Source organism: Rhodanobacteraceae bacterium, from assembly GCA_016713135.1.
Taxonomy (GTDB): Bacteria; Pseudomonadota; Gammaproteobacteria; order Xanthomonadales; family SZUA-5; genus JADKFD01.
Genome location: JADJPR010000020.1, coordinates 128547 through 154786 on the forward strand (window position 1 = coordinate 128547; position 26240 = coordinate 154786).

At 69.2% G+C, this 26240-nt stretch carries 18 protein-coding genes; 8 read left to right on the top strand and 10 right to left on the bottom strand.

Annotated features, from left to right (window positions below; genetic code table 11):
- Positions 1 to 183: 183 nt before the first annotated feature.
- Entirely contained in the window at positions 184 to 3099 is a 2916-nt protein-coding gene (locus IPK27_15455; protein MBK8068959.1) for a diguanylate cyclase, read from the bottom strand.
- A 222-nt stretch (positions 3100 to 3321) separates the two neighbouring features.
- Here IPK27_15455 and IPK27_15460 point away from each other — a divergent pair, with 222 nt between their 5' ends.
- Positions 3322 to 4578: a trypsin-like peptidase domain-containing protein gene (locus IPK27_15460; protein MBK8068960.1), complete on the top strand. Its 1257-nt coding sequence runs from the start codon at positions 3322 to 3324 to the stop codon at positions 4576 to 4578.
- Complete coding sequence (locus IPK27_15465) at positions 4575 to 5546, top strand: FHA domain-containing protein (GenBank protein ID MBK8068961.1); 972 nt, start codon at positions 4575 to 4577, stop codon at positions 5544 to 5546. Before IPK27_15460 ends, IPK27_15465 begins: the two co-directional genes overlap by 4 nt.
- A gap of 316 nt (positions 5547 to 5862) precedes the next feature.
- On the opposite strand, the gene IPK27_15470 is transcribed toward IPK27_15465, so the two are convergent.
- The 5 genes from IPK27_15470 to IPK27_15490 all read right to left on the bottom strand — a co-directional run bounded on the left by IPK27_15470 (position 5863) and on the right by IPK27_15490 (position 10548).
- Positions 5863 to 6735: a cytochrome c oxidase subunit 3 gene (locus tag IPK27_15470; protein ID MBK8068962.1), complete on the bottom strand. Its 873-nt coding sequence runs from the start codon at positions 6733 to 6735 to the stop codon at positions 5863 to 5865.
- A 50-nt stretch (positions 6736 to 6785) separates the two neighbouring features.
- Complete coding sequence (locus tag IPK27_15475; protein ID MBK8068963.1) at positions 6786 to 7361, bottom strand: cytochrome c oxidase assembly protein; 576 nt, start codon at positions 7359 to 7361, stop codon at positions 6786 to 6788.
- 118 nt (positions 7362 to 7479) lie between these two features.
- A complete protein-coding gene (gene ctaD / locus IPK27_15480; protein ID MBK8068964.1) occupies positions 7480 to 9117 on the bottom strand; it encodes a cytochrome c oxidase subunit I in 1638 nt (545 codons plus the stop codon).
- 46 nt (positions 9118 to 9163) lie between these two features.
- On the bottom strand, positions 9164 to 10018 hold the full coding sequence (gene coxB / locus IPK27_15485; protein MBK8068965.1) for a cytochrome c oxidase subunit II: 855 nt from the start codon (positions 10016 to 10018) through the stop codon (positions 9164 to 9166).
- Entirely contained in the window at positions 10015 to 10548 is a 534-nt protein-coding gene (locus IPK27_15490; protein MBK8068966.1) for a DUF2244 domain-containing protein, read from the bottom strand. The genes coxB and IPK27_15490 overlap by 4 nt, the downstream gene beginning before the upstream one ends.
- 310 nt (positions 10549 to 10858) lie before the next feature.
- Here IPK27_15490 and IPK27_15495 point away from each other — a divergent pair, with 310 nt between their 5' ends.
- The 3 genes from IPK27_15495 to IPK27_15505 all read left to right on the top strand — a co-directional run bounded on the left by IPK27_15495 (position 10859) and on the right by IPK27_15505 (position 15140).
- Complete coding sequence (locus tag IPK27_15495; GenBank protein ID MBK8068967.1) at positions 10859 to 12391, top strand: 2,3-bisphosphoglycerate-independent phosphoglycerate mutase; 1533 nt, start codon at positions 10859 to 10861, stop codon at positions 12389 to 12391.
- A gap of 3 nt (positions 12392 to 12394) precedes the next feature.
- Positions 12395 to 13570, top strand: coding sequence for a peptidoglycan DD-metalloendopeptidase family protein (locus IPK27_15500; GenBank protein ID MBK8068968.1), 1176 nt, complete (start codon positions 12395 to 12397; stop codon positions 13568 to 13570).
- Positions 13571 to 13793: 223 nt separating this feature from the next.
- Positions 13794 to 15140 (top strand): S41 family peptidase, encoded by a 1347-nt coding sequence (locus IPK27_15505; GenBank protein ID MBK8068969.1) that lies wholly within the window; start codon positions 13794 to 13796, stop codon positions 15138 to 15140.
- A 161-nt stretch (positions 15141 to 15301) separates the two neighbouring features.
- Here the strand turns inward: IPK27_15505 and IPK27_15510 are convergent, their stop codons facing one another.
- From IPK27_15510 to IPK27_15525, 4 genes are all read right to left on the bottom strand, one after another.
- Positions 15302 to 15622, bottom strand: coding sequence for a DUF1820 family protein (locus tag IPK27_15510; protein ID MBK8068970.1), 321 nt, complete (start codon positions 15620 to 15622; stop codon positions 15302 to 15304).
- 110 nt (positions 15623 to 15732) lie between these two features.
- Positions 15733 to 16407, bottom strand: a complete 675-nt coding sequence (locus tag IPK27_15515; protein MBK8068971.1) for a rhomboid family intramembrane serine protease — start codon at positions 16405 to 16407, stop codon at positions 15733 to 15735.
- A 3-nt stretch (positions 16408 to 16410) separates the two neighbouring features.
- Entirely contained in the window at positions 16411 to 17361 is a 951-nt protein-coding gene (locus IPK27_15520) for a general secretion pathway protein GspB (protein ID MBK8068972.1), read from the bottom strand.
- Positions 17362 to 17364: 3 nt separating this feature from the next.
- Positions 17365 to 18972, bottom strand: a complete 1608-nt coding sequence (locus IPK27_15525) for an AAA family ATPase (protein MBK8068973.1) — start codon at positions 18970 to 18972, stop codon at positions 17365 to 17367.
- An 89-nt stretch (positions 18973 to 19061) separates the two neighbouring features.
- Here IPK27_15525 and IPK27_15530 point away from each other — a divergent pair, with 89 nt between their 5' ends.
- From IPK27_15530 to IPK27_15540, 3 genes are all read left to right on the top strand, one after another.
- Positions 19062 to 19595, top strand: a complete 534-nt coding sequence (locus IPK27_15530; GenBank protein ID MBK8068974.1) for a sigma-70 family RNA polymerase sigma factor — start codon at positions 19062 to 19064, stop codon at positions 19593 to 19595.
- A 966-nt stretch (positions 19596 to 20561) separates the two neighbouring features.
- The gene (locus IPK27_15535) at positions 20562 to 23360 is read left to right on the top strand and encodes a CHAT domain-containing protein (protein ID MBK8068975.1); all 2799 of its coding nucleotides are present in this window, start codon (positions 20562 to 20564) and stop codon (positions 23358 to 23360) included.
- A gap of 44 nt (positions 23361 to 23404) precedes the next feature.
- The gene (locus tag IPK27_15540; GenBank protein MBK8068976.1) at positions 23405 to 26233 is read left to right on the top strand and encodes a hypothetical protein; all 2829 of its coding nucleotides are present in this window, start codon (positions 23405 to 23407) and stop codon (positions 26231 to 26233) included.
- Positions 26234 to 26240: the final 7 nt, after the last annotated feature.

The window sequence follows — 26240 nt, forward strand, 5'->3', positions numbered from 1 at the left end:
GCCGGCGGTTGGCCAGCCTGCGGGAGCAGCTTCAGCGGCGATCTTTTGCTGGCGGCAGCGGGAAAGATCGGCGACAGAGTCGGCTCCCACAGGCGTGCGGCGAGCGAGTTACGCTGCCCACAACCCACAAGCGGCGCGTGCTTTGTCGCGGAGCGCGAGCCAACGCCGCGCCCTGCGCCGCGCCTAGTCCGTATAGACCTCGACCCGGTCGCGCCCCGCGTTCTTGGCGCGGTACAAGGCGAGGTCGGCGAACTCGAACAACTGGGCCGTGTCGCCGGGTTTGTGCTTCAGCCGTTCGGCGACGCCGATCGACACGCTGCTGCGCTCGCCGTCGCGGCCGACATGGCGGGCGTCGCGGCGGATCGCCTCGGCGCGTTCGCGCGCGACGTCCACCGACGAGCCGGGCATCAGCAGCACGAATTCCTCGCCGCCGTAACGCGCCAGGAGTTCACCCGGCCCCACCCAGCCCGACAGCCGCTCGGCAATGGCGCGCAGGCGCTCGTCGCCAACCAGGTGGCCATAGGTATCGTTGAACTGCTTGAAGTGATCGACGTCGATCAGCAGCAACGCCAGGTGCGCATCGGCGGCCCTGGACGCAGCCCAGGCGCCATCCATCTCGAATTCGAGCTTGCGCCGGTTGGCCACGCCGGTCAGGCCGTCGACATCGGCCAGCTCGGACAGCCGGCGGTTGGCCAGTTCCAGCTCATTGGTGCGCTGCGCGAGTGCCTCGGTGCGCTCGGAGACCTGAGCCTCCAGTTCTTCGTTGCGCCGTTCCAGGGTGCGCGAGCGCCAACGCAACAGCAGCATGAACACGATGACCAGTAGCGCCACCGCACCCAGCAGCGCCCACGGCGTCTGGTACCAGGCCGCGGCAACCCGGACCGGGTAGCTCAGGACCGGCCCGGCGACACCCGCCTCATCGAGCACGCGCGCCTGAAACTCGTAGTCCCCGGGTGGCAGCGCGCTGAACTCTCGGCGGCCCTCGGCGCCGCTCTCGACCCACTGCGATTCCTGGCCTTCCAGGCGCGACTGGTAGCGCAGGGTTCCGGAGATCGTCGGGCTGGCGTATTCGAATCGCAACTGGCGGAAAAGCGGGAGTTCGCTGGCGGCGGGCTGCAGTGGCAGCATTCGCGTACTGCCGTCGGCCAGTTCCAGGCTGACGCGCTCCATCGTGGGCCCTGCGCGCGCAGGCTCGGCGCGCGGGGCACGCGGGTCGAAACGCACCACGCCACTCCAGGTGCCGATCCAGGCGCGTCCGTCGATGCCCCCGCAAGAAAGATCGATGATCCCGCGGGTCCCGCCATCCATCGGCTTGAGCTCGACGAAGGGTTGCGCCGGGTTCGCGTCACGGCGCAGCAACCGGCGACCGTTGAAGGCGAACACACTGCCATCGCCACAGGTGCGCACCCGCAGGTCCGCCGTTGGGGCAAGACCGGCCTTGACCAATGCATGATCGGGCTGCGGCACGAGTGCCCGCCCGTCCCAGGCAAGCAGCATCGCCTCGGCCGCCACCATGACCTTGCCATCGAGCTTGAGCACTGCCGCACTTTCATCCGGCTTGCGCCGGCCGCCGAGGTCGAATGGCTCCGGCTCGCCCAGCGTACGCCCATCCGCCTGCATTGCCAGGCGCACCGGGTCCGCCAGCAGACGATCGATCCACAGCGATCCGTCGGGTTCCTCCGCGATCTCGTCGAAGCGGAAGGAGGGGTCGCTGAAACGCTGGCCGGGAATGAAGGCGTCGCCCTGGCGATCAAGCACGCGCATCCCGGCGTCCTCGACCACATAGATCCGGTCCGGGACCACTTTGGACGGCACCAGGCGCCACGCCAAGGTCTCGCTGGTGACTGCGCGCAACACCTTGTCGCGCCAGAGGTACACCCCCTCGCGTGCGGCAACCAGCATGCCGGCCGGGGTCGACAGCAGATGGTTCACCTCGGTTTGCGCGAGCCCGACGACCTCCAGGCGGGTACCCCCCGAGGCCTCGCGCATGGCGCCGTGCAGGCCCACCGAGGTGGCGACATAAAGGCGCCCGTCGTGCTCGGCGGCATGCGTCACCGGCCCGCGCAAGCCGTGGCTGCGGTCGATCAGGGACCAGGCGGCGGACAGCGAAAGGCGCACGATGTCGGCCTCGGTCGCGGCCCACAGATGGTTTTCACGGTCGACTCCCAGCGCGATCACCGGTGCCGTCCCGGTCGGCCAGGTATGAAAGGCGGTGAAATCCGCATTGAAGCGCACGATGTCGCCACTCAAGGTGCCGACCGCGTAGCCGCCATCGGGAATCGGCGTCATCACATAGGGATTGCTGGAATACAGCGAGGCTTCCGCCGGATGGCGGCGGCGCGCCGCGACCTTGCCATCGATGTGATAAAGCTGGCCGTTGTCGGTCAGCAACCAGTACTGCTCTGGCCCCTGGCGCACCAGCCCGCGCACGCGGCCTGCTGCGCGCAGCCACGGCACCAGTTCGCCGGTGTCGAGCGTGAACAGTTGCCGGTCGCGCAAGGCCACCACCGGGCGTCCGCCCGGCTGGAACATCGCCAGCAGGTGCGAGGGCAGGTCGAGCGTGCGCTGGCTGCCGTCGTAACCGACGAAGAACAGTTTCAGGCCGGTGGCGAACCAGACTCCGTCATCGACCGCGATGGTGTCCCAGATCTCGCCGAGCGGCGCCCCCTCGGCGGCGTCCGGAAAGAACTTGCGCTCGAGGCTGACAAATCCGTAACGACCATCGGCAGCACGCTCGAGCACGCCGAAATTCTGGTAGCCGCCGACATAGATGCGCCCGTCCTTGCCCAATGCGAGCGAGCGCACGGTGCCGGCGCCAGGCACGTCGATGCGCTGCCAGCGCTTGCCGTAATAGCGCAGCAGGCCATCTGCGTTGCCGATGAAGACCTCGCCGCCGGGGAGCGCGAGCACCGCAAAGCTGTAGGGCTGGGCCTCGGTATCCGCCGGCACGAAGCGCGCAAGGCTGGGCTGGCCGGACCATTCCTCGGCGTGCAGTGCGGCGGCCTGGAGCAACAGGAGTGCGACCAGCGCGCGCCAGGCCAGCGCACGGGCGTGCAGCCATGCGCGCCCGTCTGCGGCCCACGCCGCCCCGGTATCCAACCTGCCGCGCTGTCTCAGGATGCCGATGCTTCAGCTCCTTCCCCGCCCCCAGGGGGACGATGCGACTTTCCGCCTGCGGACGCAATCGACCGCCTTGCGAACAATGGCAGCCGCGCGCGGTGGACATCGGTCTGGCGGCGGCCAGCGGGTCTGGCATACTCGATCGGGTGTCGCTTGCGCACCTGCTGCGGCACGCTCCGTCCCCGCCGGTTCGCAACGTCCATGTTCCTGTTTCGCCTGTGGCTCGGCCTGATGCTGTGCATTCCATTGGCAGCTGCCGAGGAATGGACCACCGAGGACGTCTATACCCGGCACCAGGACAGCGTCGTCCAGGTGCGCATCATCGATGCGCGCGGCGGGGCCAAGCGATCCATCGGCTCGGGCTTCATGGTCAGTGACGACGGGCGCCTGGTGACCAATTTCCACGTGGTCGCGGACTTCGTTCACCACCCGGACGACCACCGCGCCGAGTGGCACGGCAGCGACGGCAGCAGCGGCGCACTGGAACTGCTCGATGTCGATGTGGTGCACGATCTCGCCGTCATGCAGTCGCGCGATCTTGCCGGACGCAAGTTCCTCGCTGTCGAGAGCAACCTGCCGAAGATGGGTGAGCGCATCTTTTCGCTCGGCTTCCCCTACGACCTGGGGCTCACCATCGTCGAGGGCACCTACAACGGCCTGCTGGAGAAGTCGCTGTACGAGCGCATCCACCTGACCGCATCGATCAACCCGGGCATGAGCGGCGGGCCTGCCATCGACCGCAACGGCAATGTGATTGGCGTGAATGTCGCAACCGCCGGCAACCAGGTCAGCTTCCTGGTGCCCGCGCGGCATGTCATCGACCTGCTGCTGCGCGACGAAGCCGCCACACGTGGCGAACTGATGGACCGGATCGGGGCGCAGCTGCGCGGGAACCAGGCGCGCTATCTCGGCGAGCTGATGCAGGCGCCATTCGCCACGGTCTCGCTCGGCGGATACCAGGTGCCCGCGGCGATCGCGCGCTTCGTCAGCTGCTGGAGCCAGACCGAGCAGGATCAGGAGCGCCTGTTTGACCACACCGAACTCAGCTGCCAGAGCGAGGACGACGTGTTCCTGTCGGGCGACCTGACCACCGGCGCCATCCGCTACGAACATGAGCTGCGCAGTGCCCGCAGGATCGGGCTGCTGCGCTTCTGGACCCAGATGGAGCACAGCTTCGCCAGCTTCTACGGCGAGCTTGGCGGCGACCGCAGCACGGTCACCGATTTCCAGTGCCACAGCGATTTCCTCGACGAGTCCGGGATCAAACGCAAGCTGGTGCTGTGCGTGCGGCGCTACCGCGAGTTCGAGGGCCTTTACGACCTGGTGCAACGGCAAGTCACCCTGGACGACAACCTGCGCTCGCTGCAATCGACCCTGATCCTGACCGGAGTCGACCGCGAACAGGGGATGCGCTTCGCGCGTCGCTTCGTCGACGGCATCCGCTGGGAGCGGCCATGAGCTTCCGCGGAGTCCTTGAGGTCGTCGATCGCAGCGGGCATGTGCAGTCGCGCACGCGGATCGAGGCGCTGCCCTTCCGCATCGGGCGCGCGCTCGACAGCGATCTGGTCATCGACGATCCCTACGTCTGTCCGCATCACGCCGAGATCCGCGGCGAGGACACCCTCGAATGGGTGGATGCTGCCAGCCTCAATGGCAGCTTCACCGGGGGTGCGCGCGAGCGGGTGGAGCGCATCCCGCTGACCGGCGCCGCCGAGATCCGCCTGGGTCATACGCACTTGCGCTTCCGGCCGGCGGATGAAGCACTGCCGGCCACCCTGCCCGATCCGCTCGCCGGCTCCCGCTGGCTGGGGCTGGACCGCATTCGCTTCGCCGCCGCTGCCTTCGGTGGCAGCCTGGTGGCGGTGCTGGTCGAACAGATCATCGGCAGCAGCCAGTCCCTGCGCGCCGGCGTGCTGCTCGGCTCGGCGGCCCCGGCACTGATCGTGCTGGCGCTGTGGGCGCTGGCCTGGAGCCTGGTCAACCGCGTGGTCGCGCATCGCTTCCACTATTTCGGGCACCTGGCCATCGCTGGATTCGGAGTGATCGCCGGCAGCCTGCTGGATACCATTGGCGGCTACGCCGCGTTTGCGATGGCGAGCGACCAACTGTTGTCTGCCTACTCCAGCCTCAGTGGCGCACTGCTGGCGGCGGCGGTGGTATTCGGCCATCTGCGGCTGATCTCGCGCGGCAGTGCGGGGCGGCTGGTGCTGCCCGCCGCGCTGGTGGGCGCGGCGATCCTGTCCCTGGGACTGCTGCCCGGCGCCGGCGACGACCAGTTCAGCAGCGAGCCGAGTTTCGCCGGCAAGCTGAAACCACCGTTCGCCGCGCTACGCACCGGCCGCTCGGCCGAGCAGTACTACACCGACGCACAGAGCGTGTTCGACGCCGCGGACGAGGCGGCGGCCGAGGCCGACGCGGAACGCTGAGTCGCGGCGATCGGTGAGCGCTTCCGCGGCCGGACTGTCGCGCTGTTCCGCGCTGCTTTTTTATCCGCAAAGAACGCAAAGGACGCAAAGAGAGCGAGGGCAGCGGAAGCTGCGGCGGCAGCGCGCTCTTCCGATTCGATGACTGGGTGCCCTTGTGCCTGTGTCGTTGCTGTCCTTTGCGTCCTTTGCGTCCTTTGCGGACTGGATCTTCCGGTCCGGACGCGCGACGAGGTCACACGGGATGTCTCGCGCCAAGGCCGGACACGAAAAAGCCGCCTCGCGGCGGCTTCTTCGGTGATCCGGATGACGCCCCGGCTCAGAGCACGTAGACGAACACGAACAGGCCGAGCCAGACCACGTCGACGAAGTGCCAGTACCAGGCCACCGCCTCGAAAGCGAAGTGATTGTCCTTGGTGAAGTGGCCGGACATGCAGCGCAGCGTGATGATGATCAGCATGATCGTGCCGAGCGTCACGTGCATGCCGTGGAAGCCGGTCAGCATGAAGAAGGTGCTGCCGTAGACGCCCGATCCCAGGGTCAGGCCGAGTTCGTGGTAGGCGTGGATGTACTCGACCGCCTGGAAGTAGAGGAACAGGCAGCCCAGCGCCACCGTCGCCCACATCCACCAGACGAGTGCCTTGCGCTGGCCCACCTTCAACGCCCAATGGGCCATCGTGATGGTGAAGCCGGAGGTCAGCAGGATCAGCGTGTTGAGCAGCGGCAGGCCCCAGGCCGGGATGGTCTCGAAGGCTCCGCCGACAGCGCCGGGGCCGTTGGTCGGCCACACCGCCTCAAAGCCCGGATGCAGCAACGCATTGGTGGAGAAGCCATCGCCCTCGCCGCCCAGCCACGGCACCGAGAACATGCGGACGTAGAACAGCGCGCCGAAGAAGGCGGCGAAGAACATCACCTCGGAGAAGATGAACCACACCATGCCCATGCGGAAGGAAACGTCCACCTGGGCGTTGTACATCCCGCTGATGCTCTCCTTGATCACCGTGCCGAACCAGCCGAACAGCATCACCATGAGCAGGGCGAAGCCGATGGCGAACTTGGCCATGCCGAAGCTGGAGTCCCCGTTGACCAGCGACGCCGAGCCGCCGAGCAGCAGGAACAGCGCGACCGATCCGATGATCGGCCACTTGCTGCCATGAGGTACGTAATAGGCGCCGGAGCTTTGTGCGGCCATGAGGAATCCCCGTCAGTACGTGTCACGAAGGGCGCGGACGCCCGTGAAATTCATGAGCCCGGATTATTGGGCAGCGCGGCATGCTGCGCCAGACGTCCGGTGGCGATGTCATTGAGATAGAAAGTGTAGGAAAGCGTCATCACGGTGACATTGCCCGGCAGCGCCGGGTCCACCACGAAGCGCACCGGCATGTCGCGCGTCTCACCCGCCTTCAGGGTCTGCTCGGTGAAGCAGAAGCACTCGGTCTTGTTGAAGTAGATGGACGCACGGTTGGGCGCCACGCTGGGCACGGCCTGGCCGACCAGGTCGTCGCCGCCGAGGTTGGTCGCCTCGAACAGCACCTCGGTCACCTGCCCGGGGTGGACCCGGATGCTGCTCGCCTTGGGCTTGAACGCCCAGGGCAAACCAGCTTTCACCGACGCGTCGAACTGGACCTCGACGGTGCGCGAGAGATCGACCGCGGCGGCGTCCGGCACGCTGGCCACGCCGGTCTTGCCGTTGACGCCGGTGATCTCGCAATAAATCGAATACAGCGGGATCAGCGCGAAGCAGAACAGGAACGACCCGCCGCAAGCCCAGAGGATGCGCTTGACCAGTCCGCGATGATCCCGTGGCGCCGCGCTCATGACAGCAAACGGGCGCGCGCGAAGAACAGGCCGTACAGCAGCACGGCGATGGTACCGAGCACGAACACCGTCCGGCGCACGGCCGGACGGCGGTCGCGATGCATGGAACCCTGGCTCATCAGTGGCTCACATCACCATGGGCCAGCATCTTGTCGTCGATCTTCGGCGGCGTGGCGAACGAGTGGTACGGCGCCGGCGACGGCAGCGTCCATTCCAGGCCCTTGGCGCCTTCCCACACGCCACCGCTGGCCTTCTGGCCGCGCTTGAGCAGGCAGGTGTCGATGACGATCCAGGCAAACAGCAGCTGGGTCAGGCCGAAGGCGAAACCGCCGATCGACGAGATCATGTTGAAGTCGGCGAAGGCCACGTTGTAGTCCGGGATGCGGCGCGGCATGCCGGCCAGGCCCAGGAAGTGCTGCGGGAAGAACAGGATGTTGACGGTGATCGTCGACAGCCAGAAGTGGGCCTTGCCGAGCGTCTCGTTGTACATCCGGCCGGTCCACTTCGGCAGCCAGTAGTAGACCGCGGCGATGATCGAGAAGATCGCGCCGGTGACCAGCACGTAGTGGAAGTGCGCGACCACGAAGTAGGTGTCGTGGTACTGGAAGTCCGCCGGCACGATGGCCAGCATCAGGCCGGAGAAGCCGCCGATGGTGAACAGGATCACGAAGCCGATCGCGAACAGCATCGGCGTCTCGAAGGTCATCGAGCCGCGCCACATGGTCGCCACCCAGTTGAACACCTTCACGCCGGTCGGGATCGCGATCAGCATCGTCGCGTACATGAAGAAGATCTTCCCGCCAAGCGGCATGCCGACGGTGAACATGTGGTGCGCCCACACGATGAAGGACAGGAAGGCGATCGAGGCGGTGGCGTAGACCATCGCCTGGTAGCCGAACAGCGGCTTGCGCGCGAAGGTCGGGATGATCTCCGAAGCCACGCCGAAGGCCGGCAGGATCATGATGTAGACCTCGGGGTGGCCGAAGAACCAGAAGATGTGCTGGAACATCACCGGGTCGCCGCCGCCGGCCGCATTGAAGAAGCTGGTGCCGAAGTACTTGTCGGTCAGCAGCATGGTGACCGAGCCCGCCAGCACCGGCATCACCGCGATCAGCAGGAAGGCGGTGATCAGCCAGGTCCACACGAACACCGGCATCTTCAGCAGGTCCATGCCCGGCGCGCGCATGTTGAGGATGGTGGCGATGATGTTGATCGCGCCCATGATCGAGCTGATGCCCATCATGTGCACCGCGAAGATCACGAAGGCCACGTTGTTGCCGCCCTGCAGCGACAGCGGCGGATACAGGGTCCAGCCGCCCGCCGGGCCGCCGCCTTCCATGAACAGGGTGGACAGCAGCAGCATGAACGCGAACGGCATGATCCAGAAGGACCAGTTGTTCATGCGCGGCAGCGCCATGTCGGGCGCGCCGATCATCATCGGAACCATCCAGTTGGCCAGGCCGACGAAGGCCGGCATCACCGCGCCGAAGATCATCACCAGCGCGTGCATCGTGGTCATCGAGTTGAAGAAGTCCGGCTCGACCAGTTGCATGCCGGGCTGGAACAGCTCGGCGCGGATGACCAGGGCCATCGCGCCGCCGATGAAGAACATCACCAGCGAGAACACCAGGTACAAGGTACCGATGTCCTTGTGGTTGGTGCCGCAGAACCAGCGATCGAAGAAGCCGCTGGGCTTGTGGTCATGATCGTCATGACCCGCGTGGGTGTCGTGGGTCTGATCGCCGTGGTGGGCCATGGCTGGATTCTCCGGTGTAGCGAAATGGGGACGTGGACGAGTGCGATCAGATGGCCGGCGGCGTGACCGGGGCGCTCTGCGCCACGGTACCGGCCGGCGCGTTGGCGGCCTTCTGCTCGGCCAGCCAGGCATCGAACTCGGCGCGCGGCTTGGCGACGACCACGATCGGCATGAAGCCGTGGTCCTTGCCGCACAGCTCGGCGCACTGGCCGCGGTACACGCCGGGCTCATCCACCTGGGTCCAGGCCTCGTTGATGAAGCCCGGGATCGCATCCTGCTTCCAACCCAGCGACGGCACCCACCAGGCGTGGATCACGTCGTCGGCAGTGATCACGAAGCGCACCTTGGTGCCGGTCGGGATCACCAGCGGGCGATCGACGTCCAGCAGGTAGTTCTCAACCGAGTTCGGATCGATGCCCGAACCCACCTGGCGCGCCTCGTCGGCGGCGCGCGCCAGCGAGGACATGAACTTGACGTCCTCGCCGAGGTACTCGTAGCGCCATTTCCACTGGTAGCCGGTGATCTTGACGGTCAGCTCGGCGTTGCCGGTGTCGTCCATCTTGACCAGGGTCTTGGTCGCCGGCCAGGCCATGCCGAGCAGGATCAGTACCGGGATCACGGTCCAGATGATCTCGGCCGTGGTGTTGTGGCTGAACTTCGCCGCCACCGCACCCTGGGATTTGCGGAACTTGAACATGGCGTAGAACATCGCGCCGAACACCACGACGCCGATCGCCACGCAGATCCACAGGATCAGCATGTGCAGGTGGTAGACATCCTGGCTGGTCGAGGTGACGCCTGGAGTCATGTTGAGCTGCCAGGGTTCCGGATTGGCCATCAGGCTCGTCGAAACGAGCAGCGCCAGTCCGGTACAGGCGATTTGCCCAAGTTGCCGCTTCATGCCGTGTGTCCTCTTGCCGCGTTTTCGATTGTCCCGAGGCCGGGTACCAGGCGTGCCTGGCCCAGCCGCATCTTGATCAAGCTCTCCAGACGGGCGCGCTCGGCGTCGATCAGGAAGCTACCTACCTCGGTGCGACGGCCGTGCGAACCCAGGTACACGCAGTGGCGGCCGCGGCGCTCGTCATGCTCGGCCCATACCCGAACCCAGCCGGTCTGGTACACCGCGCGCCGCACCGTCTGGCCCCGTTGGTGCTCGATCGCCACTTCATCGGCCGCCAGGCGGATCCGGTCGTGATCAGCACCGCGGCGCCAGACCAGCGCCAAGGATACCCCCACCAGTAGCACATCGAGCAGCGCGAACAGAGGCGCCAGCACATTGCCCTGCATGTAGCCGATCAGCGAGACCAGCAACACCGCAACCGACAGCCCGGCGAACACAGCAACCAGCGTGGCGGGATCGGCGGACCGGTTGGGCCGCGCGACGATCTCCACCGCCCCGCCCAGCTCCTGTTCGCTGACCGGCACGTTCACGTGAACTGGAAGGCCTTGCATGTCGGAAAACCGGCGGAGTTTACCCGCCCGGCCGGACCAGGGGCAACGTGAGCGGGCGTACACGGGTGGAAAAGTTGGCGACGGCGGGGAAAGAAGAGCGGGGGAGGTGAAGCGGGGCGGGGGGCAGGGGACCGACTGCTGGCTCCGGAAAAACAGAGATGCATATTGTCCAGCGCACCGCGACCCGCCACAGAATCACCGCCCAACAGGTACCCTCCCCCGCTTCACCTCCCCCCGCTTCCCGGGCAACGACGCTACCATTGCCTCCCCAATCCACCCGAGAGGCCCGATGCGACCGAAGCCCATCCTGCTGCTGATCCTCGACGGCTGGGGCGATGCGCCGCCGGCGGAGGACAATGCGATCAGCCAGGCCAAGTGCCCGAACTGGCGGCGTATCCGCGCGCAATGGCCGGGCACGCAACTGCGCACGGATGGCCTGGCAGTGGGCCTGCCGGACGGGCAAATGGGCAATTCCGAAGTCGGGCACATGAATCTCGGCGCCGGGCGGATCGTCTACCAGGACCTGACGCGGGTGGATGCGGCCATCGCCGACGGCAGCTTCGCCAGCAATCCGGCGCTCGCTGGCGCTGCGCGGGCGGCGGCTGCCAGTGGGCGCACCTTGCATGTGCTCGGACTTCTGTCTCCCGGCGGCGTGCACAGTCACGAGGACCAGATCCTGGCGCTGCTGGGGATGGCGGCCGGGCACGGCGCACGCATCGCCGTGCATGCCTTCCTCGACGGCCGCGACACCCCGCCGCGCAGCGCGGCGCCGTCGATCGACCGGCTCGCCGCCACCTGCGCCGGCCTGCCCGACGCGCGCATCGCCAGTGTCGGCGGGCGCTATTTCGGCATGGATCGCGACCAGCGCTGGGACCGGGTCGAGCGCGCCTGGCGCGCGATGGTCGATGCCGATGCGGCCTTCGATTACGCCGACGCCGCCAGCGCGCTGGCCGCCGCCTATGCCCGCGGCGAGAACGACGAATTCGTCCAGCCGTGCACCATCGGCGGCGGCTGCCGGATCGAGGACGGCGACGTCGTGGTGTTCATGAACTTCCGCGCCGACCGCGCGCGCCAGCTGACCGCCGCCTTCGTGCGCGCGGACTTCGCCGGCTTCGCCGCGCCGCGCCGGCCGCGCCTGGCGCAGTTCGTCAGCCTGACCGAATACGCGGCGGACCTGGCGACCACCGTTGCCTTCCCGCCGCAAAGCATGGCCCACACCCTGCCCGAGGTGCTGGCCGATGCCGGGATGGCCCAGTTACGCATCGCCGAGACCGAGAAATACGCGCACGTCACCTTCTTCTTCTCCGGCGGCCGCGAGGCACCCTATCCGGGCGAGGAACGCATCCTGGTGCCCTCGCCGAAGGTCGCCACCTACGATCTGCAGCCGGAGATGAGCTGCCCCGAGGTCACCGCGAAGCTGGTCGCCGCGATCGCCAGCCGGCGCTTCGATTTCATCGTCTGCAACCTGGCCAACCCGGACATGGTCGGCCACACCGGGGACCTCGGCGCCGCGATCAAGGCGGTCGAGGCGGTGGACGCGGCGCTCGGCGCGCTGGAGACGGCGGTGCTGGCAGCCGGTGGCGAAATGCTGATCACCGCCGACCACGGCAACCTGGAAGACATGTGGGATGAGGCCAGCGGCCAAGCGAACACCCAGCATTCGACCAATCCGGTGCCGCTGGTCTATGTCGGCCGCCCGGCCGCGCTGCGCGAATGCGGCGCCCTGCGCGACATCGCCCCGACCGTGCTCGCCCTGATGGGCCTGCCGCAACCGGTCGAGATGACCGGGCGCCCGCTGGTCGAACTGCGCGAGGGCGCCTGAACCATGCGCTCGGCGCTGCTCGCGATCCTGCTGTCGGTCGGTCTGTCGGTCCTGGCGCAGGAGACAGCCGCCCCCGTGGCAGCGAGCACGCCGACGTCAGCCGACGCGGACGAGGCCAACCTGGTTGCGCGCCTGGCCAAGGTGCGCGAGGACCTGGCAGCCGCCGAGCGCACTCGTGGCGAGCGCGAGACGGCGGTGAATCGCTCGCTCACGGAACTGCGCAAGGTCGAGAACCAGATCGCCGAGCGCAACCGTACGCTGCGCCAGTTGGCCGATGAGGCCGCCGCGCTGGAAGCGAAGCTGACCGAGCTGATCGCCGAGCGCGCCAGCCAGGAGACCCAGCTGTCGGCGCAGAAGGAATCGCTCGCGGCCCTGCTGCGCTCGACCTACGCGCTGGGGCGGCTGGACACCCTGAAACTGGTACTGGCACAGGACCAGTTGGCCGACACCGGGCGCCTGCTGGCCTACCAGGCGCAATTGCAGCAGGTACGCCTGTCGCGCATCGGCCTGGTGCGCGACCTGCTCAAGTCACTGGATGCGCTCAAGCTGGAGACCGAGACCGCGCGCGCCGAACTGGACACCGTGCGCGCGGCCGAAGCGGAGAACCTGGCGGCGCTGCAGGAGGAGCGCCGGCGCAAGGCGAATGTGCTGGCGCAGCTGAAGACCGCGCTGGCGCAGGCCGAAGCCCAGGTGGAGGCGCTCGACAGCGACCGCAGCGACATCGAAGGCCTGCTGGCCCAGTTGCGCGACGTGATCGGCGACGTACCCGCGCTGCTGCCGGAAGATCGACCCTTCGCCGAGCTCAAGGGCCGGCTGCCGCGACCACTGTCGGGCAAGGTGCTGGTGGGTTTCGGCCAGGAGCACCTCGGCCGCGCCAGCGCTGGGGTGCGCATCGAAGCCGCGCGCGGCGCCCAGATCCGCGCCGTCGCCCGCGGGCGCGTCGCCTTCGCCGACTGGCTGCGCGGCTACGGCCTGCTCCTGATCCTCGACCATGGCGACGGCTACATGAGCCTGTACGGCCGCTGCGAGTCGCTGCTCGCGGCCGAGGGCGAATGGGTCGAAGCCAACGCCGCCATCGCCCTGGCCGGCGACTCCGGCGGCGCCAGCGCCACCGGCTTGTATTTCGAACTCCGCCACCGCGGCCAGGCGCTGGATCCGGCCGGGTGGTGGGGCCGGTGAATCAGGCCGGTTGTGGGTTGTGGGTTGTGGGCGGCAAGTGCCGGCAAGCCGAGGCTCTGCTGCTTCAACGCCCCGGGATCTCCAACAGGCTGGCCACGTGCGGGCTCTGCCGCCCACAACCCAGAACTCACAACCCACAACCTCCGCCCGAAACTCACGACTCCGCGGTCCGTGACCTTTTCGCCGATACTCCCGCCATCCGCACGCCCGACCGACACCGCCCATGATGCCGCCACGCAAGCTGCTGGTCCTTGCCCTTGCCCTGCTCTGCCCGGGGCTGGTTGCTGCGGCTGAGCCGCCGGCTGCCGCGGCGCCGCCGCAGGCCGAATCCGCGCCTCCCGCCGCGGACAAGGTGGCGGAAACGGCCGCCGACGACGAGGTCAGTGTCGAGGACATCCGGGTGTTCACCGCGGTGTTCCGCGAGGTGCAGCGCTCCTATGTGGAGCCGGTCAGTGCCGAGCAGTTGATGAAATCGGCCATCCGCGGGCTGCTGCTGGACCTGGACCCGCACAGCGCCTACTTGCGCAAGGACGACCTGCAGGCGCTGACCGACGACACCAGCGGCCGTTACGGCGGGCTCGGTATCGAAGTCCAGGTGCGCGCCGGCGTGCTCACCGTGATCGCGCCGATCGACGACACTCCGGCCGCGCGCGCCGGGATCCAGCCGGGCGATGTGATCAGCCGCATCGACGGAATCCCGGTCGAGAGCGAGAACGCGGACGTGGCGATCGACCGCATGCGCGGCGAGGCGGGAACCGAGGTCAAGATCACCGTGATACGCGCCGGCCAGCCGGCCTTCGACCTGACCCTGGTGCGCGAGGTGATCGATGTCACGGCGGTGCGCGGGCGCCTGCTTGCGCCGGGCTTCGGCTACGTGCGCATCGCCGCTTTCCAGACCAACACCGCAGAGGAGCTCGCCAAGCGCATCGCCGCGCTGATCGAACCCGGCAAGCCGCTGGATGGGCTGGTGCTGGACCTGCGCAGCAATCCGGGCGGACTGCTGGACGCTGCGGTCGACGTCAGCGATTTGTTCCTCGACACTGGAGTGATCGTCAGCACCAAGGGCCGCGTGGCGCTGTCCAGCGCCGAATTCGAGGCCCAGCCCGGCGACGTGCTCAAGGGCGCGCCGCTGGTGGTGCTGGTCGACGGGGGTTCGGCCTCGGCCAGTGAGATCGTCGCCGGCGCGCTGCAGGACCGCCGTCGGGCGCTGATCCTGGGCCAGCGCACCTTCGGCAAGGGTTCAGTGCAATCGGTCCTGCCGCTCGCCAGCGGAGAGGCGATCAAGCTGACCACCGCGCTTTACTACACTCCGAGCGGCCGCTCGATCCAGGCCGAGGGCATCGAGCCCGACGTCCTGCTGCAGGCTGCCGAACTGCGCCCGCTCGGCGACACCGAGCGCGTCTCCGAAGCCGACCTGCCCGGCCACCTCGGCAACGGCAACGGCGACAACGCCGAGCCCGAATCGGAGGCAACCACCGCCGTCGTCCCCGCCAGCGACCCCAAGCGCGACTTCGTCCTGAGCGAAGCGCTGAACATCCTGCGCGCGCTGGCGCGCTGGGGGGCCCGGTGAAGCTGCAAGTGGTGAGTGGTGAGTGGTGAGTAGTGAGTAGTGAGTAAAGGCCGGAGTTTCCTCGCGGTTCGACGGACAATTTTCTGCAGTCGACTGTCCTGGCGAGGAAAAGCGAGAAACACCGGGTGCTACTCACTACTCACCACTCACCGCTTCAGCACTCACCGCTTCACCGGCGGCATCGGCAGAGGCACGATCTTCTCGCCGCTGGCGCCGTCGCGGATCGCGGCCGCGCCGCGCTGGGCGACTTCCTCGATGCGCACGATGCTCTGCATCGGCAAATGGAGCACGCAAGTGTCGGCGAACTCCTCGCGCAGACGTTCCTCCGTCGGATCCACCAGCACGCCCTCGCGCGTGCCGAACTCCAGCCCCGACACGCAGGTGAAACCCCACAGGTCGCTGCTGGTCACGGTGCGGGCGTAAAGCTCGTACACCTTGCCCTGGTTGTGGAAGACGATCTTGTAAAGCTTGCGCGCAGGCATAGGCAGCGAGGGAGACAGTAAAAGGTGAAAAGTGAAAAGTGAAAGGGAAGCAAGATTGCCGCATTCCGCTCTTCCTTTCACATTTTACTTTTCACTTTTCGCTGCTCTCCTCACACCATCCGCGCATCGCGCCGATACAACCACGGGCGCAGGGTCAAGGCCAGGAACAGGCCGTTGGCGAAACCGAACACATGCGCCCACCAGGCGATCGCGCCGGAGCGCGAACCCAGGGTTTCGAGCACCTGGAACAACAGCCAGATGCCGATCAAGTGGATCGCCGGCACGCGCACCAGCTGGAAATACAGGCCGAGCGGCAAGATGACGCCGAGGTGGGAGGTGGGAAACAGCAACACGTAGGCGCCGATCAGTGCCGACACCGCGCCGCTGGAACCGATGATTGGCGCATTGGTGAGCGGCGCCATCAGCGCGGCGAACAGGTTTGCGGCGGCGCCGGCGACCAGGAACAGCACCAGCATCCGCCACGAGCCCAGGGTGCGCTCGACGCCGGCGCCGAACAGGCCGAGGAACAGCAGGTTGCCGAACAGATGGGTCCAGTCCGCGTGCACGAACAGCGCGCTGAACAGGCGCAGGCCCGGCCCGCCGAAAAGTGCGCTGAAATCCAGGCGCAACTCGGCCGGCACCGTGCCCCAGCTCTGCAGCAGCGCGTAGCGCTCGGGCGCAGCCAGCAGGGCCTGCCAGACGGCGATCGTCAGGCACACCAGCACCAGCAATGGCGTCGCCCAGCGCCAGCGCCGCCGGCGCTTCTCGTCGACGCGGACGAACATGGCTCAGAAGGTCTGGCGCGGCAGCAGGAAACGCTGCCCGCGGAACTCCAGCACGGCGCCGTCGGCAACGATGTCCAGCAGGCTCAGTTCCGGGCCCGGCGCAGGCGATTGCACCGTGTAGCGCTTGCCATTGAGGACGATGAAGCGCTCCTCCGCGATCGGGCTGTACACATGCATGGTGAGGTTGAGCTTCGGCAGTTCCTTGCGCGTGGCGTAAGGCAACTGGTAGATGTCCGGCAATTTCTCTTCCGGCTTCGCGGGCGCAAGCACCTGAGGATCGACCATCGCCACCTCGGGCGCCGTGATCTCCATCGGGCTGGCGTCCGTTCCTGCCGCGGCCGGTGGCGCCGGATCCACCGTCTGCGGCTTTTCTCCGGCGGCCTGATCTCCCGCTTCCGCGACTACTGGAGCTGAAACCGGCGGTGCCGGCGGTTCGGGCGGGGTCACGGTTGGCGTCACCGGATCGGCGGCAACCGTCGTTGGCGGAGCTATCGGAACCGCGCTTGGCGTGAACAAGGCTGCCCGTTGCGGAACGGGCAATCCACCACCGCTGACGCTGACCCCGCCATCCCTGCCGGATACGCCGCCAAGCGAGTTCGTCGGGGTCCCGGCGAAGTCTGCGGGCGCCTCGGGTACGGCCGCATCAGCGGCGGCGAGCATCGGCTCGGCGGAAGCGGGCAAGGTTGGAGCCGTCGACGGGTCTCCGGGCGCCGCGGTGGGCACTCCAGCCAACGGCGGCAGCGCGCCCGCATCAACATCGCCCGCATCGCGCCCACGGCCCATCCACATCCAGCCTCCGGCCAGTCCGGCAGCGAGCAACACGGCGCCCGCGCCGGCAGCCCATGGCGCGCGCCGCGCCCGCCGCGGGGTGGCATAAGGCATGTGCAGCGTCGGCGGAAGGCCGCGGCGACGCTCGGCTTCCGACTTCTTCAGCGCATCCAGGATCAGTGACATGCATCAACCTCGGGGTAGTTCGAGGCGCGCAAGTCGCGGGCCTGCGACATCGTAACTGGCCAAAGCCATCTGCGTCTCGGGGCCGGCAATGCCGTCCGCAATCAATCCAAGCCGGATCTGCAGGCGCCGCAACCGGCGTTCGAGTTCGCCATCGAACTCGTCTCCCTGCAATACGGGTCCTTCCAGGCCTTCCTCGACCTCGGCGAGCGCCAGTCGTTCACGCAGCCAGGTGACACCGAGGCCGCGATCGCCTTTGCGCAGTGTGCCCGGCACCTGCGCCGGGGCCCGCCACAGGGCGCGATAGTCGCCCAGCCAGTGTAGTTCGATCAAGGCGCGGGGCAAGGTGAGCGATTCGCCGTGAATCTCGATCTGCGCGCGCTGGTCGTCGATGCCGAGCAGCAGCGCCGAGACGAAACCGCGTTCGCTGCGCAGACGCAGGATCACCGGGCGCCTGAGCGCGCCCAGACGTCCGAGCGGTCCGGAAGCGCGCAGGCAATTGACGTCGGCCACGATCCGGCCCTCGCACTCGCCCAGCTTCGCCAGCTGCTCGGGCGTGGCCGGCCAAGCCCACAGCGCCGCCAGACGCGACCAGGCCGCAGTCTCGTCCATCTCGGGCTGCGCCAGCAGCCGGCGCAGGGCGGCATCCGGCGCCTCGGCGGGCATCGCCGGTGCGGCCGCCGCGATCGCCTGCGCCGCCGGTTCCGGCGCGCGCGGCCAGCGCCAGGCAGCCAGGGACAGCGCCACCAGCACGAGCACCGCCGCCACGCTGAGCCACAGCTTGCGCTGGCGGCGCGATCCGCCGAGCAGCGCTTCGTCGGCGGCTTCGTCGACCACCCGCTCGTTGATGCTGTCGAGTGAGCGCGCATAGCCGGCCACCAGCGCGCGGTCGGCAATCACGTTGATCAATCGCGGCACCCCACCCGAGCGCTTGTGCAGCGTGCGCAGCGCCAGACGGGTGAACGGCAGGCGTTCGCTGCCGGCCACATGCAGGCGGTGGCGGACGTAGGTCTCGGTTTCGTCGGCATCCAGCGGCGTCAGGTGGTAACGCGCCGTGATCCGCTGCGCCAGTTGACGCAGGTCCGGACGGTCGAGCAGATCGCGCAGCTCCGGCTGCCCGAGCAGGATGATCTGCATCAGCTTCTGCGTCGCGGTTTCCAGGTTGGTCAGCAGGCGCACCTGCTCCAGTGATTCGACCGAGAGGTTCTGCGCCTCGTCGATGATCACGACCACGCGCTCGCCGTCAGCATGCGCCTGCAGCAGGAAGGCATTCAGGCGATCGGTCAGATCCTTGATGCTGTCGCGCGCGTCGCTGATGTCGACATGCAGTTCCTCGCAGATCGTCTGCAACAGCTCGATCGGGTTCAGCAGCGGATTCAGCAACAGCGCGACCCGGGTCTTCTCCGGCAACTGCTCCAGCAGCAGGCGGCACAGCGTGGTCTTGCCGGTGCCGATCTCGCCCGTGAGCTGGACGAAGCCGCCCGACCCGCCCTGGCCGACGCCATACAGCAGGTGCGCGAGCCCATCCCGGTGGCGCTCGCTGAGGTAGACGAAGCGCGGATCCGGAGTGATCGAGAAGGGCGCCTCGGAGAGGCCGTAGAAATCGAGGTACATCACTGCATTCTAGCGGGCATGCCGCTTCGACCGCAGCGCGCGGGGAAAGTTCGGCCCGCGGGCCCGGCGTCGCCCGTTATGCTGGCGGCATGACCGGCCCGCCCTTCGATCGAGTCGCTGTCGAGCGCTGGCTGACCGAGTTCGGCCCGCGGCTGCGCGCCATCGTACGCAGCCGCTGTCCGCGCGAGGCAGGCATCGAACCGGAGGAAGTCGAGCAGGAAGTGCGCATCCGCGTATGGCAGGCGTTCCAGCGTGAGAATGCCATCGACCACCCTGCGTCCTACCTGTACCGCGCGGCGATGAACGTCATCGTCGACCTGTTGCGGCGGCGCAAGGCGCGCCCGGATCGGGATGGTCAGACCCTGGACACGCTGGCACAGGAAGCACAGGAGGACGCCGGCCCTGCCGGCGCGGTGGCGGGCGAGCAGTTCGCCGCGGCGCTGCGCGCGGCGGTTCAGTCCCTGCCCGAGCGCCGGCGCCAGCCGGTGCAGCTGCACCTGCAGGGCTTCGGTTTCGCCGAGGTCGCGCAGCTGCTGCGGGTCTCCGATGCGACCGCGCGCAACCTGATCTACCGCGGGATGGATGAACTGCGCGAACTCCTGCGCGAAGGAGGCTGGCCATGAACGACGAGCAACTGCAGCTGGCCTGGCGACACTCCGGCGGGGCGCGCCTGGATCCTGACGAGCTGGCGGCACTGCTGGACGGGAAACTGCCGGCGGAACGCCGCGCGGACCTGCTGGCGCTGGTGGCCAACGACGCCGACGCCGCACTGCAACTGCAGCTGGCGATGGACCTGCGGGCGGCCGCCGCCGCAGCCGTGGCGGTCGCGCCGGGCGTGCTGCCGCTGCCGGCGCGTCCGGTGCGGCGCCAGTTCGCGCCGTGGCTGCAGGCGCTCGCCGCCGGCCTGATGCTGGTGGTCGGCGCCGCGCTCTGGCTGCCACCGCCGGCGCCCGATGCGACGCGCGGCGCGCAGCCAGCGGACCTCCCGGCCCCGGCGGATGCGGCCGTGCTGTCCGCGCCGCCCACGCAACTGCGCTGGCCCGCGCAGCCCGGTGTCGACCGTTACCGCGTGCGCCTGTACGACGCCGAGGCCAGCGTGCTCTGGGAGCGCGCCGAGCTGGCGCAGGCGTTGTTGGTGCTCGACCCCGCGGCGCGAGCAACTGGTGCCCGGGCATTACTACTGGCGCGTCGAATGGTCCGAGGGCGCGGGCCTCGGCCCCTATCGTTTCGAGGTGCGCCCTTGATCCGGGTCGGCCGATGGCTGCTGCTGCTCGCCAGCCTGTGGGCGACCGGCGCCGCCGCGCTGGAACTCGCGGCAGTGGGCAACGGATGGCAGGCGCAGGCCGATCGCCCACAGGCAGGTGACCGCTTGCTCGCCTGGACCGGGCCGGATGGCAAGCCGGTGGCCGTGGACGATCCCTTCGAGTGGCTGGCGCTGGAGCAGGACCGCGGCGCCGCGGGCGCCCTGGGGTGCGCATCGAGCGCGCGGGCGTGCCTCTCGCTGCTGCTGCCGGCGCCCGGCTGGGACTGGGGAGATCGCCGCGAGTGCCCAAGAAGCAGGCGCCGCCTGGGCCGAAGACTGGTCGCAGTTGCGCCAGGCGGAAGCGGCGGCCAGGACGGGCGACTTCGCGGCGGCGCATGCGCTCACCGCCGCGCTGGCGCAGCGACGCCCGGCGCAGGCCGATCGCATCCGCGTGCACATGCTGCGCCGGCTGGAGGCCGACCCCGACCGCGCGCGCGGCCTGGCCCTGGCACTGGCGCTGGAGGCGGACGTGGTCGCGCGCAAGCTCGACGGCATTCGCGCCGCGCAGGGCGCACTGGCCAGCGGGCGGGCGCACTTCCAGCTGCGCGACTACGCGGCGGCGGCGAGCGCCGTGGACGCGGCCCTGGCGCGCGCCGGTGGCGAGACCCGCCACGCGTTGGTGGCGCAGGTGCTGGAGCTGCGCGGATCAATCGCCTACCGGCGCGGCGACAACGCCGCCGCGCTGGCCGATTTCGCGCGCGCCGAGTCGCTGCTGGCGGCGCTCGCGCCGGCCAGCCTGGCGCGCGCGCAGGCACAGGGACGGATCGCGGCGGTGGCGCTGTCGCGCGGCGAATTCGCGGTCGCCGAGCGTATGTTCGCCAGCGCCATCGCCACCGCGGAGCGCGCCGCGCCGGCGAGCACGGCGCTGGCGCGGCTGCACTTCAACGCCGGGCTCGGCGCCTTCCAGCGGCGGCGCCTGGGTGCTGCCCAGGCGCACGCCGAGCGCGCGCTGGCGCTATTCGAGGCCGCCGCGCCCGGCACCGCGGAGCTGGCCATGGCGCGCTCGCAACTGGCCGAGGTGCTGAGCAAGCGCGGCGAGGAGACCCGCGCAGAGGCGCTCAAGCGCGCCGCCCTGGCACAGGCGCTGGCGCTGTCGCGCGACAGCTTCGAGACCCTGTCGATCCGGATGGAGCTGGCCTACACCCTGCGCTGGCAGCAGCGCGCGGACGCGGCGCGGGAACAGATCGATGCGGTGCTGGCGCACGAGGATCCGCAGCGCCCGGAGACCCTGTTCCTGGACGCGCGCCAGTTGCGCGCACAACTGGCATTGGAGGCGGGCCATGCGGCCAGCGCGCGCAGCGAGCTCGTCGCCATCCTGCCAGGCTACCGTGCACGCCAGCGGCCGCTCCCGCTGGCGCAGTCGCTGCTGATGCTCGCGGCGGCCGAACGCCAGCTCGGCGCGCCCGTGGCCGCAGCCGCGGCCCTGGACGAGGCCCTGCCGCTGGTCCAGGCGATCGCGCCCGAGACCTCGATCGAAGCCGAGGCGCACCTCGAACGGGCACGCCTGCTGCGCGCCGACGCGCAGACCGAGGCGGCGCTGGCGAGCTATCGCCGCGCCCAGCAATGCCTGGAGCGCCAGCGCGACTACCTCGGCGGCGATGAGGAAGCGCGCGCCCGCTGGACCGCGCGCTTCGAGGTGTATTACCGCGAACCGGCGCTGTGGCTGCTGCAACTGCAGCGCGGCGGCGAGGCCTGGGAGCAGATCGAACGCTGGCGTGCGCGCGAGTTCCTCGCCGTGCTCGGCGAGCGCCAGGCGCTGCTCGCCGCCGGCTGGCCCGCCGCCCTGCGCGAGCGCGCCGAGGCACTCGCCGAGAGCTATCTGCGTGCGCTCCGCCAGGCCGCAGCGGGCACCCCGGCGGCGTTGCCGCAGGCGGCCCTGGCTGCCTACCAGGCGGAGCTTGCCGCGCGCGCGCCGCGCCTGGCGGCGCTGGCACAGACCGCGCGGGTGGACGCGGTCGCCGCGGCGCTGCCGCAGTCCAGCGTGCTGCTGAGTTTCCTGCTCGACACCGACGAGAGCCACGTGCTGGTGCTGCGCGCCGGCGACCGCGAACCGCAGTTGCGGCGCCTGGCGGTGGGCCGCGAACAGCTCACCGCCGATGTCGACGCGCTGCGCCTGCTGCTGGCGCGCCCGGATGCCCCGGCAGAGTCGCAGGCGGCCTTGCTGCGGCGGGCGCGCGACCTGCATGCGCGCCTGCTCGCGCCACTCGGAGATCTGATCGGCGACGCCCGGCGGCTGCTGATCGTGGCCGACGGTCCACTGCAGGACCTGCCCTTCGCCGCGCTGGCCAGCCGCGTCGAGCCGGACGGGCAAGCGCGCTGGCTGGCGCAGGATTTCGCCACCACCATGCTCGCCTCGGCGAGCGCCTGGCTGGCGGCGCAGCGCCTGCCCGCGCCCGCCACCCGCTGGGAGTTGAGCGCACTGGCCGCCGCCCCGGCGGGCGCCGCGGGCGACGGACGGCGCGACAGCGCGCTGGCCGACCTGCCCGGCGCGCGCGACGAAGCACGCGAGGTCAGCGCGCTGTTCGCGCCCGGCGCGCGCCTGCACCTCGACGCCGACGCCACCGTCGCCGTTGCGCTGTCCGCGCTGCGCGAGTCGCGCCGCACTCACTTCGCCAGCCACGCGGTGCTCGATCCGCGCGATCCACTGGCGGCCTGGCTGCAGCTCAGCCCGGATGCCGGCGACGACGGCCGGCTGCGCGCCATCGACCTGATGCGCGGACCACTGCTGGCCAGTCGCCTGGTCACCTTGTCCGCGTGTGAGACCGCCGCGGGCGCTGCGCTCGGCGGCGAGGGCCTGCTCGGCCTGGCGCGCGCCTTCCAGTACGCCGGCGTGCCGACGGTGGTGGGCACCCGCTGGCGCGTCGCCGATCGCCCCACCCAGGCACTGATGCGGGCCTTCTACTCCGCCCTGGCGCAGTCGCAGGCGCCGGACCTGGCGCTGCAATCGGCGCAGCGCCGGATGATCGAACAGCGTCCAGGCTGGTGGGCCCGCTGGCGCGGCGCCGCCGAGCTCGCGCACCCGGCCCACTGGGCGGGTTTTGTGATCGTCGGCACATCCGCCGATGCCACGCGAGAATCGCCCTAGGCAGCCTGCGTCTCACCGGCACCCCCTTCAGGTGGAGCCACTCGATGAGACTCAGCTTCTGCGGCCTGGTCCTGCTGCCTGGCCTGGCTGCCGCCGTCAGTCCACCCACCCAGCCGGTGCAGCCGACCTATCAGTTGGTGGAAGCGTTGGGTACCAGCGACGTCTACGCCAGCCTGGCGATCAACCCGGCCAACGACCAGCCGCAAGTGGCCTACATCGACACCTCCGGGCTGGACAGTCTGCAGCCGCGCCCGGCGCCGCTGTGGGTACGCGCCTACGATGGCTGGGTCTGGCGCCGCGAGCAGCTCGGCAGCGTGCCGATGACCGGCGATGTCCTGACCGATGGTTCGCGCGAGTTGCGCTTTCTGGTCGATAGCCAGGGGGGGCAGCACGCGGTGCTGATCGAGCCGCATGGGCCGGGCAATGCCGACAATGTGCTGGTCTACCTGCGGCGCGATGCCAGCGGCGCCTCCCGCACGGTGCTGGACACCGCCAGCGTGGCGTTTCCGACCTTCACCCTGGGCATCAATGACGAGCCGCGCATCGCCTGGCTGCGCAACTACCAGTCGGGCAGTGGTGGCGTGCTTCAAGTGCGGCTGCGCAACCCCGATGGCAGCTTCGTTGTGACCGATGTCGGCGCTGCCGCCAGCGCGATTGACCGGCCCGTGTTTGCGGCGCCGAGCATGCCGTTCGCCAGTGCCGTCGCCCACCTGATCTGGATCGAATCGGCAGGTGCCAACCAGCGCGTCCGCCACGCGCTGATCAACGGGCCTGGCGTGCAGACCCTGGATGTCGCCGTTTTCGACACCACGAGCGGGCGGCGCGTGCAGTGGCAGTACCTGGCGGCGGCGCCGGATGGCAGCGTCGAGGCCGCAGTCGTGGTGGCCAACCCACCAACGATCGTCGGTGCGCCCGCGGTGCACACGGTGGAGCATCGGCGCCTGCCTGCCGGCGCCAATGCCTGGTCTTGTCCCGCCGGCGGCTGCGTGGTCGACCTGCCGCCGCTCAGTCCCCAGGGCACCAGCGGCCGCGCGCTGTCGCTCGGTCCGGACGGCCGCCGTGCGCTGAGTTTCCGCGACCTGGACCTGCAGTACGGACTGCGCCGCGCCGATCCGCCACGCGGCGTACCCTGGCAGGGGGTTCCGATCCTGTCGCTCGCCAAGCTGCAGGACACCGTGCACGACCGCTTCGGCAAGCTCTATGCCGTGGGCCCGGACTTCAGCCCGCACCGCGACCTGACGCTGATGCACGAGGCCGGACCCTGGCACACCTCCAGGATCCCGACGCAAGCAGGCGTGGAACTTGCCGGCATTCCTGCGGCGATGTCGTTCGCGGAGGACGCCGACGGTGCACCGGTCGCCTACGGCCGGCGCAACGCGGCCGACGGCAGCGGCGCGTTGTGGACCCTGTCGCCCGGCGGGTTCGTCGAACATCCCTTGCCCGCCGGCCTGCGCGTGCTGGAGTCGCAGCTGCGGGTGGCCGACGACGGCGCCTACCACCTGGTGCTCGCCGATCAGATCAGCGGCAACATCCTGCATGCGCGCAAGGCTGCGGGCGCGAGTGCAAGTTGGACACTGCAACAGGTATCCGATGGCGAGGCCCCGGCCAGCCACCCGAGCTTCGACTTCGGCCCCGGTGGGACGCTGCGCGTGTGCTACTGGCAGAACGAAGGCGTCTATGTGGCCGGCACGCGCAGCGACGGCAGCTGGCGGCGCGGGCCAGTCGCCGGGCCAGTGACCGAACAGTCGCGCCCGCGGATCGCATCGGCCACGCCGGCACACGTTGCGTTCCTGTCGTGGTTCGACACGCTGGGACAGAAACTGCGCGTCGTGACCTTGGCCGGCAACTTCGACGACACGGCGCCGGTCTCCGTGATCGACCGCACGCCACCGGAACAGCCTGGCTGGGTGCAGGGTGCCAGCGCGCATGACATTGCGGTGGTCGACGACGGCCGGCTCGGCATGGCTTACAGCGAGACCGTCGATGGTCAGCACCGGCTGGCCTACGCCAACTATCTCAACGGCGCCTGGAGCAGCCTCGGCAGCGAGCCCACCGAGTTCGGCGCCGAGCCGATCCTGAAAGTGTCGCTGGCGCCCACCTACCACTGGTCGCGCGCACCGCGGCTGGCCTATGTGCGCGGTCTCACCACCGCTACCAGCCAGCTCTATTTCGCCGAGAAGGGCAACATCAGCACCAGTTGGCGCACCCATGCGCTCGGCTTTTACCCCGAATCGGCGGTGGTGCTCAGCGCCGGCAGCGAAGTGCGCATTGCCTATGCCGATGCCGGCGTGCTCCAGGTGGCGCGGCGGCGCGCGGCGATCGAGCCCGAAGGCCCGAACATGCCACTGTGGATCGACAAGATGGCGGGCGCCCTGTTCGGCTGGTGCCTGTGCAATACCGGCGGCGACCAGCTGGCCGCGTTCTGCCGAGGCGAAGCGGTGTTTCGCGGCGCGGGCAACACGCCGAACAGCAGCGATGTGCTCCGACGTTCAGTGCAACGCTTTGACAGCACGCCGGCCGGCCGCTACTACGCCGATTTGGCGCGCACCCATGGCGCCGAGATCATGGCCCTGACCGTGACCGACGGCGCCCGCCTGCAAGCGCGGCTGCGCACCCTGGCTGACCTGCTGCCCGGCCTCGCCGCCTTCGCCGATGGCGACGGCAGTGGTTACATCCTGAAGCCCGAAATGCTGGAGAGCGCACGCGAGGTCTGGCAGGGCTGGGCCGCGGCGGGCTCGCCGGAGCTGGCGGCTGCGGTGAACTTCGAACTGGCGCGCAGCAACAACCTGCAGGACTACGCCAATCTGGATTTCGAACAGTGGTTCGACGCCCTGTTGCCCGCGCCGCCGCTGTTCGCGGACGGTTTCGAATGAACGGACG